Consider the following 12,299-nt stretch of genomic DNA (forward strand, 5'->3'; position numbering starts at 1 on the left):
CATGAAAAAATATATTTCAAAACTATTTACAGTGTTTGTCTCAGTGTTAGGCTTAGTTTCCTGTGCCGACCTGGATATTCCATCTGATGGACGAATGACGCTAAATGACATTTTCATGGATTATTATTCCACCAGAAATTACTTTAACAGATGTAGTGACTATATGCCGCAGGTTGGTTTTTCTTACGAAAATACCCCGTTGGCTTCGTTTTGCGATGAAGCACACGATGCCAGCGACGGCGTAAGCGGTGCTGTAAACGATTGGTATAACAACCGGACATCGTCATCAAACAATCCATTAGCATCGGGAGGCGATCCCTGGAGTCGTTATTTTGAGGGTATTCGGAAATGCAACACTTTTCTGGAGAGTATAAACGATCCAACTGTTGCTACTGCAAATATTGATGAAGAGGAGAAAAATGGCTGGATTGGTGAAGTTTATACCTTACGGGCATTTTATTATCTTCAATTAATAAAACGATATGGTGGTGTACCTATCATTGATGCACCTTACGAAATTACCTACGATTTTTCGCAAGATAGCCGTGCTACATTTGAAGCATGTGTAGATTTTATTTTGGCTGATTGCGACAGAGCTCTTGAAATTCCGGAGAGCAGTGTCTCGACCATCGGTTTTAGATGGGATATTAGTGATAATGAACGAGGTCATGTCACACGTGCGTTTGCATATGCCGTAAAATCGCAGGCAGCATTATACGCAGCCAGTCCGCTTTGGTATGAGCAGGGGAGCAAATACACCTGGGATAAAGTCACTGAAATTACAAAAGAAGCACTTGACGAATGTTTGGCTCATGGATTTGAACTTTTCGATATTACTCCAAACGCAGATATTGCTCAAAATGCTTATGCTTATTATTTTATTAATCGTTCCGATCCAAGCCGCTCGGTGGATAAGGAAACGATATTTGAAACTACATCTTCCCGCACAAATGTATGGAAATACGCAGGAACGCCCATTACAGAGGGAGCTTTAAAGGCAGGCGCTGGTCCTTCTCAGGAACTGGTTGACGCCTATGGAATGCAGGCAACAGGTGAAATGCCGGTTTTGGGATATTTCGATGCCAGCCATTTGCAGCCAATCATAAACGCCAGTGCCGGGTACGATCCTGCTAATCCATACGAAGGAAGGGACCCACGCTTTTATGCTTCTGTTTACTACAATAACTCGCCACGTTCACTAACTACCGGGAATATCGATAAGGATTTGTTTCCCTTAAGTTTTACTTCAACGATCAACAATATAACTGCAACTAAAAATGGTGACGAAGTAACTTTGGCAACAACAGGTAGTGATCCATGGATATTCACGACAACTTTAACCCGTCCGTTAACTGCAGGAGACAGTCGTGTTGTTTCGTTCGAATATAAAAGTAACAAATCAATTACTGATTCTGAGTTTTTCTTTTGTGTGGCTGGTGGCCCGCAGGGCGGAGTTGAATCAGGCCAGAATATTCACATTCCACAGGCTTCTGAATGGACTCGGTTTGAATACGATTTAACGACCGCTATCAATACGTGGGGTTTTGGCGTTAATTCAAGTGGAGGTGCAAGTCCTGAAAATCATTTTCTACGTTTTGACGTAACAGGCGGAGCTGGATACGAAATTACAATCCGTAATTTCAGAATCGAATGTTTTACACTACCGCCGGCACCTACGCCAGTCGAAACTTTTGTCGGAGGGAACTGTGAGATATCGGATCGGGTAAATGAAATTACAAATACCAGAACCGGCTATTACATGCGTAAGTTTAATAACTACAAATCGGGAGTAAATGTCGACCAGGATGGTTTGATGAAGATCTTCAGACTTGGTGAACTGTACCTGAATTTTGCAGAGGCAGCTTATCAATCAGTAGGTCCCGATGCAGCTGTGCCGTCAACAGTGGGCGGATCTGCTATGTCTGCTCGCCAGGCTGTGAATACAATACGCGAACGTGCGGAAATGCCGCCTCTGCCGGCAGGTTTGTCAGAAAGCGAGTTTGAGGTGCGGTATCGCAATGAACGTCAGGTTGAAATGGCATTCGAAGAACACCGGTTCTTTGATGTTCGCAGGTGGAAAATTCTGAATGAAACAGATGGTTTCGTTACCGGAATGAAAATTACCCAGGAAGGCGATTCTTATACATATACACGTATTAAGCTGGAAGATAGAGGTACTAATGCTGACAAGTACTTAAGGTACCCAATCGATCAGTCTGAAGTGTCAAAAATGGAGAGCTACACCGGTACCAGCTGGCAAAATCCAGGTTGGTAAGTTCATATCTTGTTTAGATGTAGTGTAATATTGAAAATGAGAAAGAGCAGCCAATTGGCTGCCCTTTTCTCATGATCAAAACACGATATTTTCCAGTTAAACCTAATGCTTTGTAAACGAACCTCTTTCTTTTTGAAAGAGCGTTCGACGCAAAGTTTCTACTACTGCCACTGTTGTCATTCGTATAATTTTAAACGACTTGAATATTAAAAAAGTAATATCATTGAAGGTATTCTTGTTTGGTCTTTCAAGATGAGCAGATTCGTCTATCGGTGCATTTTGCAGTTATAATTTTTCCTGAATTTGCCGATTCGCAGAACTCGTTAATCCTGAAAAACATCATGTATAAACAGGCTGCACCTATAAAATGGCACATTAATTTAAAAATGATTGGCTAACAGAAAACTTATGAATAAGCGATACAAAAAGGATTCAAGTAAGAGGGACCGATATAGATTAAGGTGCTTGATGGTGCTTTTTTGCTGTATGCTTATTTGTTCCGCAAAAGCCGGCGACAAAAACAAAGTTCAGGACAAATTTTCGGTACTGCCTTCGGGGGCCGTACAATTGGATGGATATTTAGACGGTTATATTCAGAAATCAATAAAAAACTGGAACAAAGGAGTGGTTCCTTATGCCTCTTTTGTTGATTTCTTTAGAAACGGCAGGCCTCAGTTTGCTTTAGGCGAAATGTGGGGTAAAGCGGTCCGCTCCGGCTGTATGTTTTACCGCTACACGCAAGATCCGGAATTAAAACGTATAATGGAGGCAACGGTAAAAGACTTGCTCTCTGCGCAACGTGCAGACGGAAGTATCAGTTGTATTGAACCTGAAAAACAACCCGATGCCAGCGATTTGTGGGAGCGAAAATATGTAATGCTCGGACTGGAAGAATATTACGAATGGGTAAATCCCGATCCGGCAGTTTTAAACGCTTTAATAAAACATGCCGATAATATTATATACTTAATCGGACATGCTCCAAAAACAGAAATTACCGATGTGGGCTGGAGTGCAACAAACATTGGTTACGAAGCATGTCATGTTGAGTCAAGCACTTTGTTCGAGCCTTTTATGCGTTTGTACAAGTGGACAAATGAGCAACGTTATTTAGATTTTGCGAGCTATATTTTCGAAGCAGGAGGTACGAAAAACTACAATGTTTTTGAGATGGCGCTCAATAATGTAGAACCCTATAAAATGGCCGGGCATTATCCAAAAGCCTACGAAACAACGTCATTATTTGAAGGCTTGGTTGAATACTACCGGGTGACTCAAAATCCCGAAGTGCTGCAAATGATTCAAAACTATTTTAATAATGTCAGGACCAAAGAGATAACGATAATTGGTAACGGAGGGAGCGACCAGCCCTATCATCCGATGGTTGCCGGAGAAGCCTGGGGAAATACCGCGGTAGAGCAAACCAATCCTGACATTACCCGTATGATGGAAACTTGCGTTGGCGTTACCTGGATGAAGTTCTGCAGCCAGGTTTCACGGCTTACAGGAACGTCATCGGCCATGGATGAAATCGAGAAATATGTTTACAACGGATTAATTGGTGCGATGAAACCGGAAGGCGATGGCTTCAGTTATGTAAATCTGCTGAATGGAACCAAAGTTAATGGCGAAGGCTGGGGCTGGATGTTCGATAGTCTTCATGTAACTTGTTGCAACCTGAATGGACCGATGGGGCTTGCCTACTTACCCTACGTGGCGGTTATGCGCACCGATGAAGGTCCGGTTGTGAATCTCTACAATACTGCAACAGCTGATTTTGTTACTGCCAAAGGAACAACGGTACAATTAAAAATCGAAACGGACTTTCCTCGTTCAGGGCTGGTGAAAATTAAAATTTTATCGGATAAACCGGCATCTTTCCCGGTGATGCTTCGTATTCCCGGTTGGAGTGAAAAAACGAGTTTGAGTGTCAATAATAAGCCGGTGGAAGTGACTCCCGGTACTTATGCTGAAATCCGGAGGAAATGGAATCCGGGCGATGAAATGGAACTGCAGCTCGATATGCGTTGTCGTATTGTTGATGCACCAAAAGGGAGTAACCGTGCCGGCGATCATTTTAACGCATTGATTCGCGGTCCGATCGTTTTAGCCCGAGATGAGAACATCGATGAAAATTACAATCAGCCGGTAAATATTGTTTCCGAGGATGGTTATGTGAATATTATGCCCGGGAAAAGTTCAGATGGTGCCGACTCTGGGATGGAGTTCCGGGTGCCTGTTGAAGGGGGCTTTATTACGGTTGTTGACTATGCATCGGTTAACAACTGGAACGGCAAACACATTTGTACTTGGCTGCCAACAGCTGAGTAGTAGTAGTAAGGCTAATAGTTTGAAACGGTCAAAAAAAATACAGACGAAATTAGATGAACGATGAAACAAACCATTAACATAATCCTGTTTTATTCGGCCTGCATGTTTTTATCCATTGTAAGCCTGGCTCAGCAAGCCGGTAAAAACAAGGCAGCAATTCCATCGTTTAGTAAAAAGTTAGCTCATCTTCCCGATGATATTCAACCGGTAATTGGTGCGTGGTTTTGGGGCGAAAATGATTTTACTGCTGATGGTTACAAAGCATCTGTTGATATGTTTGAAAGCTATTCGTGTTACGATCTCCTTGCTGTTGGCATCCGACGTTCCGGACACGATATTACAGATATTGATGTTCATAACCAGGTTAAACGGGCTGCTGAATACGCTCATGAAAAGGGATTAAAATTGGCCCTCGAACTGGATCCCAGAATAGCACGGCATAAGTTTCAGGCAATGTATCCCGATGAGTTGCAGCAATCATTGTGGCTTCAGGAAGTGCCGCTTTCAGAAAATGAAGCCGTTTCAACCATTGTAAAAAGTATTGACCTTTCCGATCACATGACTGGAAATAAAGTTCCGTATGTTTCGTTAAGCGGAGCCTTGCTGCGTGTGTATTCTTATACAAAAACTTCTGATGGGATCGATCCAAATACTCTTCAGGATATTAGCGACGAATGTAAGATAACCGTGTCGACAAAAGATTCGCTCGTGGTGAAACTGCCCGCAAAGCACGGATACAAAGAGCTTCGTGCCTGTGTAATGGTAACGTTTACACATCTTTATCCTGATGTTTTTGCTCCGCATTTAATCGAGTTTACACGTAATATTATTGACGCTTATGCCGATGTCCCCCTGGCAGGAGGCATGAGAGACGAATGGGGATTTCCGCCAAGTACGCCTGCCGACCGAATGGCTGGCGGGAATCATTTTTGGTATTCGAACCATTATGCCGAAGCGTATGCTAAAAAGACGGGAGGACGGGAGCTGTTGGCCGACTGCTTGCTGATGTATGCCGGAATAAAAGGAAAAGAAGCGGAACGTTACGGCGTAATCAATGCCTATATGGAACTGAATCGTGAACGTAACATTGAGTTGGAAAACGATTTCTACGAAAACATAAAAAAGGTTTTTGGACCGGATGCTGCAGTGGTGACCCATCCCACCTGGTTTCCCTATCCCAATAAGCTGGAGGCAAAAAAGAACGGTCTTTATTGGTGGGCAGCAAAGCGTGACTGGGCGCAAACCGATGAGGTGACTCCGTTTGCGGCACGAACTGCGGTCGCAAAAAAATGGGGAAGTCCGGTGTGGTACAACCAGTATTATGGAACACAACGGGAAGCCTACGAAGACGAACTTTGGAGTTCAGTATTGGCCGGAGGAAGAATAAACTATCATCCGCTATATCCTAGCGATAAAAGCAGGCAGGAAAAGTACACCGAGTTGCTTAAAGGTGAGTTAATGCAGGGGGAGAGCCGGGTCCGACTATTGAATTTTATAAGCGAGAGCCCCTTGAATTGTCCGGTCGCTGTTGTTTTCGGCCATCCTTCGGCAATGAACTGGGCGGGACCGTATGCCGAAGATTTGGGAATGACACTGATTAATCGTTTGTGGAGTGAGGGGATTCCTGCCGATTTGATTCCAACCAGCGAAATTGAAAACGAAAGCATGCAAATCGATGAAGATGGATGGATTACTTATGGAAGTCAGCGCTATGCTGCCGTTGTTTTATACCATCCCGAATTTGAGAAAAACTCAACATCAACATTTTTTCAAGAGGCCTCAACCGGACAAACGAACCTGTTTCGGATCGGGAACTGGACACGCGATTTTAACGGACAACTTTTTGATGGAAACGCGGCTTTGCCTTCAACAATGAAAATTTCAGAAAACATTGAAGACCTGATTAAAAAAGTTCAAAAAATTCTGAAAAAGCAAAAAATCGAGTTGCAGACACCTGCTTCACGCTTGCTTTCAGGATTTGGTTATGCTTCCAATACTCCGCCAACTCAGGGATTTTGTCGATTGATCGATGGTACCCTTATCCAGGTGGCGGCGATAAATCATCCGTCAGGCGATCCAATTGAATCTAAAATGAAAGTTGGAAAATACGAAGTTGTTTTTAATGCACTTGGAGTTGCAGCAGTACGGCTGGATGATAATGGACAGCTGGAGGCTCTTGCAGCTGGTGGATTGACCTTTTTTAAAACCGGTAATTTATCGATCAGGTTGGATAAGCCGGTTGATCTCGCAATATGGACTAACGACAAGGGAGAGCTGGAAGGAGTGATTCAAGGTGAAGTTGAAGATGTGCCTCAGGCTCTGCTCGATATTACTCAAAACTGGACCTACATAAACAGTCCTTTAAAATTTGACTAAATAAAGTAAGGAGGTGAATCAAGGCGTTCACTGTCAATATCAAAAATGAATAATCAATAAAAATCGAACGATGAATAATTGCCAATCCAATTTAAATCTGAAAAGAATATTGAGTTTACTATTCCTGTGTCTGCAGCTTCCGCTGTTTTCGCAGTGTAGCAATAATGAACCGGCGGCGGTTGTGGTCGTCGAAAGCACTAAACCTGTTATCGACAACGAAGTACTGACATTGAAACTCGATTTAACCCGCGGCGGTGCCATTTCCTATTTGTCGTTGTCGGGCAAAGACCGGAGTATAGTAAATATTTTTGATGAAGGCCGTTACATTCAGCAATCGTATTATGCGGGCAAAAGTGTAAACCGGCAGGACGAAGGACAATCGGCAAGCTGGTCGCCTTGGAGTTGGAACCCGATACAGGTAGGCGATGCTTTTCGAAATCGTGCTGAAATCCTCGATTTTCAGAAGTCGGAAAATGAAATTTATGTAAAATGCATACCCATGCAATGGGATATGAACAATAAACCGGCAGAGGCCGAAATGGAACAGTGGACCACGCTGGATGGAAATGTGTTGAAAGTAAAGAATCGCCTGACGTGTCACCGCACCGATACCATTTACGGAGAGGGAATTTTAAATGATCAGGAATTGCCGGCAGTTTACCCGATTTCTGCCCTGAGTAAGCTGTACAGTTACATGGGCGACGCCCCGTTTACGGGTGCCGATATCACGCAGCTCGAAGTTGTAAATCTTGCCAGCGGCTTTTGGGGAATTTACAACAATGTGCCGGAAAACTGGATGGCTTTTGTTGATGATTCCGGGTGGGGGATGGCTGTTTATAATCCACAGTGTATCCGCTTTTTAGCCGGAATGTCGGGCACTCCGGGCGCTGAAGCTGACGAAGCTCCTACATCGTATATCGCTCCGGTAAAAAAAGCAACCTTGAATAAAAACAGCGTGTACGAATATGAATATTACATCGTGGTAGGTACGCTTACCGATATCCGCAAAAAGATTTACGAATTGCATTTGGATAAAAATTAAAAATAATGAAACCCAAAAGGCGAAATAGGTACGGTAGATTGTTTCTGGTTAGTTGTTTCTGGTTGGTTTTTGGGAGTTGTTTCACTTCCGGAGCTCAGGAAAACAGCGGTAAACATTGTCTGGGAAATGGAAATTACTGTGTTTATGCCAACGGGGTTGATATTCAACAGGTGTTTGGCCCTCCTTACAGCACTCCGTCCTTTTTTAATTCATCGTTGAGCACATCGGGTATTGAGGTTGAAACCAGCAGGGAACCCGGAACTGATATTTATATACACAAGCTTTATAAAAACGGTAAAAAAGTTGGTACAATAACCGATTTTGTTCCCGCTGGAGTGGATTGTTTTTGCCGGACTTCGGATTTAACCGAACCTGTATATTTCTCGCTGTCGGTTGAAAATCATCGCAATTCTGTTTCTGTAATCGATTATCCTCGACACGAAAAAGAGTTCGGGATCAATAATAGTTTGTTGGTTAGTGCTTTGCCGGGCGTATTTGTTTACAACGACTATCCAAGCCCGTTTGAGATTAACCACCAGATTGTAACAAACGGTTCGGTTCGTGTTTACCCCAGTGCCGACGATAAAATGGAGTATATGCTGAAATTTGGAGAGGGGAAAGGTGTTTTGTACCTGGTTGGAGGCCCGGCGTTTCAGCAGTTAAACAGCAATCTGGATAAAATCCTTCGCCAAAAACCGGAGGAATTGCTTTCAAATACCCGAGGAGACTGGCATAAATTCGTAACACAAAGAACTGACTTTGCCCGGGAAATCGACGGACAGAATCCGGATAAAGCCGAACTGATGAAAGCGGTTGACGATGTGTCTGTTTTGCTGAGAACCCAACAAGGCGAATCGGGTGGAGTATTGGCAGGGCATTACTATCACATGGCTTATGTGCGGGACGAATACGGTGTTTCGCGGGCCTTTTTGGCGCTGGGATACTACGATGAAGCACGTAAGATTCTGGATTTCTATTTCGATGTCTGGCAACGATTTGGTGTACTTTATAATGCACAGGCCATCGGTATTCCCGGTATTTTTCATAAACACGAAAACGACGAGGTCGAAATCACCGGTTATTTGCTCATTCAGGCATTTGATTACCTGAAGAAAACCGACGATAAAGCCTTTGTTAAAAAGATATTGCCTTTTCTGGAATGGAGCTGGGAGGTTCAAAAAAAGAACCTGGTCGATAACATGCTGCCCTTTAACGGCGATGAGACTTACATTGCAGGGGGACTGATTCCGCGCAAGGTTTTAAACGATGGTTCTGCCGAAGCTACCTTGCTTTTTGTTGAAGGAGGAACACGTTTATTACGATTTATTGAAAATGAACAACTAAAAGATGCCGCTTGGTTAAATGAAAACAACGACTTGCTCGATCAGGTCAAAGCCGGTTTCCGAAAGAATTTCATGAAAAATGGTCGTTTAATGGCCAACAATCCCTCGCGTGCAGAACATTGTGACTATCCTGAATTCAGATACGGAGTATGTCTGTACCCGGGGCATGGTGGCTATCGCGGAATTCTGAAACACCACAAAGGTTCCTTGTATTTCTGTAAAGAATGCTATGGAAAAGTCAGCGACGGGATTGAGTCGGAGCCTTCGGATGAGTTTTTCCTTCCCTCGGTTTATCTGATGCCCATTTATGTGGATGCCGAATTATTTACGAACGAAGAAAAAGAGACGATGCTGAATGAGTTGGTGGCGCTTTACCAGCAAAAAGGACGTATAACGGTTGCACAGCAGGAAGGAAAATTGCTGGGATACGATTACGGCTTGTTTTTGTATGCCCTTACCTGGTTTAATCATCCACTGGCAAAAGATATTTACCTGAAAATGATGGATCTGCGCGACGAAACCGGAACATGGTGCGAATATTACCTCAACGATGTTCCGAACGGTTGCCGTTACCGCCCGTGGGAGAGCGGGATAAATATTGAAGCCGCAGTAAATTATGTGGAGGGGAATCAAATCACAAAAAATAGAGACGAAATTAATGACGTAAAATAGTGGAAGTATGAAGACATTAGATTTTTACAGATTATTACCGATGACGTTGTGGCTGTTACTTTTCAGCGCTGCCGCTTTCAGTTCGTGTGAAAAAGACTCGGTGGAAAAACCTGAAACGGAGCCTATCGTTGTAAAAAGCTATTTTAGCTTCAATTCATCATCTGCGCACGATCTGGAGGTGACCAACGATGGCGCCCACCAATATAAAATTCAGACAACAGGAACCGATCCGTACGTTACTTTAAATCCGCTGACAAGTAGTATTGCAGAGGATAAACTTGTGTTTACGTTTGAATACCAGAGTACCGCTGCGCTCAACAATCTGCAATTGTTTCTTGCACCGCCAACAACCGAAGAGCGCTCGGTGAAATCGGAGGAACTGACAGAATCAGGCAGTTGGAAAACCTTTTCCATCGATCTGGGTGATTATATCGATGAATTTAGCTGGGGAAATACAGGACATTACTTGCGACTTGATTTTGGCAACAGCTCGGGAGTTACCATTCTGGTCCGTAATATGGAAATGAGGGTGCGCACCGAAAGTGAGCAGGCGTTGGCCGATGCACGTGCCGAAGAACGCGAAAGGTTGCGCATTCTGGAAGAAAAACTAAATAATTATCTGGCAGCTACATTCGATGCATCTGTTACTGATGTGTCGGTTTCGGCTTCAAAAATTACGGTTACGGGAAATTGTCCCGATCCAGCCAATCTTTTGTTGTGTGAAGTCACTCCTTATCAGGATTTGGTAGAACTTACCAATTTTGAAAATGGCGTAGCACCCGGAAGTCAGAACTTTTCCATCGAGCTGGATCGTTACATTGAAAAAGACGGTTTCAACTACGATCGCAGCCTGTCGAAGTGGGTGTTGGTAAAAAGCGGTTCCATCACCGATGAAATTGTTTCGTTTGCCCGTTACGCCAGCGAGATAACTCCACAGGAAACAATGCCGGCCGGTCAGTTAAGGAGTAAAAAGGGACTTGGAGGTTATGCCGTTAGCCGTGGGTTTCAGCAAGATCTCGACGACCTGAAAATTACGAGTGTAACCGTAAATGTAGCGCTTACTTCTTATATGTACCTTCAACCACGGGCTAATACGTTTGAACATGTGTATGGCGGGAAATCCTATTATTTCAACAAGGCAAGAATAGAAGAACTCGATAGGACCATGCAGAAAGCCTACGAGAAAGATATTATGGTGGCTGCAATCATTTTGATTCAAAAGGCTTCTGAATGTGCCGATCCTGAAATTGGTGAATTGTTGCAGCATCCGGGGTTTAGTGGCGAAGGCTTTTTTACAATGCCCAACATGACCAACGCGGCCAGTTTAAATTGCTATACCGCAGCACTCGATTTTCTGGCCAGTCGCTACAACCGCCCCGACAACGCCTACGGAAGAATTCATAACTGGATTATGCACAACGAAGTAGATGCCGGATTAACCTGGACCAACATGGGCGATGTTCCCATGATCAATTTTATGGATACCTACATTAAATCCATGCGGCTGTGCCACAATATTGTGCGGAAATACGACGAGACAGGTCAGGTGCTCGGATCGTTTACCCATTCGTGGAAAGATGCGGTGGAATCGTATGCAACCGTGGATATGCTGGAGGTACTCAAAAAAGAATGTGCTGCCGAAGGAGATTTTCAGTGGGGACTGGCTTGTCATCCGTATCCGCAGGATTTAAATGAGCCCAAAACATGGAACGATGCAAAAGCGACGTTTAGCATGAGTTCATCGCTGGTTACCTTTAAAAACCTGGAAGTGCTGGATGCCTGGATTAAAAAGGCAGAGAATAAATTTCAGGGAACCATAAAACGCACATTATGGCTATCGGAAAACGGAACCAATTCAAGAACCTATGGTGAACAGGATTTAATGGAACAGGCTGCGGGCCTGGCGTATGCCTGGAAAAAATTAGAGTTGCTTGATGGCATTGATGCCATTCAGTGGCACAACTGGATTGACAACCGCGGCGAATTTGGCTTACGAATTGGCCTGCGCCGCTATCCCGACGATGAGGAAGATCCGGGTGGCGCAAAACCGGTGTGGTATGTTTACCAGGCTGCAGGCACCGATCAGGAAGATACGGTTTTTGATCCCTATAAATCGCTGATCGGAATTGGCGACTGGAGTGAAATTATGCACACCGTGTTGGCTCCGTAGAGTGCTTTCGTAGTTGTTCGGCTGCTGATTATCCGGGAAACAACGGACAGTGCAGGATACAAATCTGCGCTTTTTACAGTTGATTCGAAA

The 12,299-nt window shown here is 44.0% G+C and carries 6 protein-coding genes; all 6 read left to right on the forward strand.

The window, feature by feature from the left end; genetic code table 11:
- Position 1: 1 nt before the first annotated feature.
- The 6 genes from MR764_RS05020 to MR764_RS05045 all read left to right on the forward strand — a co-directional run bounded on the left by MR764_RS05020 (position 2) and on the right by MR764_RS05045 (position 12,209).
- Positions 2 to 2,275: a RagB/SusD family nutrient uptake outer membrane protein gene (locus MR764_RS05020; RefSeq protein WP_247978304.1), complete on the forward strand. Its 2,274-nt coding sequence runs from the start codon at positions 2 to 4 to the stop codon at positions 2,273 to 2,275.
- A gap of 486 nt (positions 2,276 to 2,761) precedes the next feature.
- Complete coding sequence (locus MR764_RS05025; protein ID WP_247978305.1) at positions 2,762 to 4,606, forward strand: beta-L-arabinofuranosidase domain-containing protein; 1,845 nt, start codon at positions 2,762 to 2,764, stop codon at positions 4,604 to 4,606.
- Between the two features lie 60 nt (positions 4,607 to 4,666).
- Positions 4,667 to 6,982 carry a hypothetical protein gene (locus tag MR764_RS05030; protein ID WP_247978306.1) on the forward strand — a complete coding sequence of 772 codons (2,316 nt, stop codon included), beginning with the start codon at positions 4,667 to 4,669 and terminating at the stop codon, positions 6,980 to 6,982.
- A 70-nt stretch (positions 6,983 to 7,052) separates the two neighbouring features.
- The gene (locus MR764_RS05035; protein ID WP_247978307.1) at positions 7,053 to 8,024 is read left to right on the forward strand and encodes a hypothetical protein; all 972 of its coding nucleotides are present in this window, start codon (positions 7,053 to 7,055) and stop codon (positions 8,022 to 8,024) included.
- Positions 8,025 to 8,029: 5 nt separating this feature from the next.
- On the forward strand, positions 8,030 to 10,039 hold the full coding sequence (locus tag MR764_RS05040; protein WP_247978308.1) for a hypothetical protein: 2,010 nt from the start codon (positions 8,030 to 8,032) through the stop codon (positions 10,037 to 10,039).
- A 7-nt stretch (positions 10,040 to 10,046) separates the two neighbouring features.
- A complete protein-coding gene (locus MR764_RS05045; RefSeq protein WP_247978309.1) occupies positions 10,047 to 12,209 on the forward strand; it encodes a DUF5722 domain-containing protein in 2,163 nt (720 codons plus the stop codon).
- Positions 12,210 to 12,299: the final 90 nt, after the last annotated feature.

It is taken from the genome of Maribellus sp. YY47, assembly GCF_023111095.1.
Classification (GTDB): Bacteria; Bacteroidota; Bacteroidia; order Bacteroidales; family Prolixibacteraceae; genus Draconibacterium.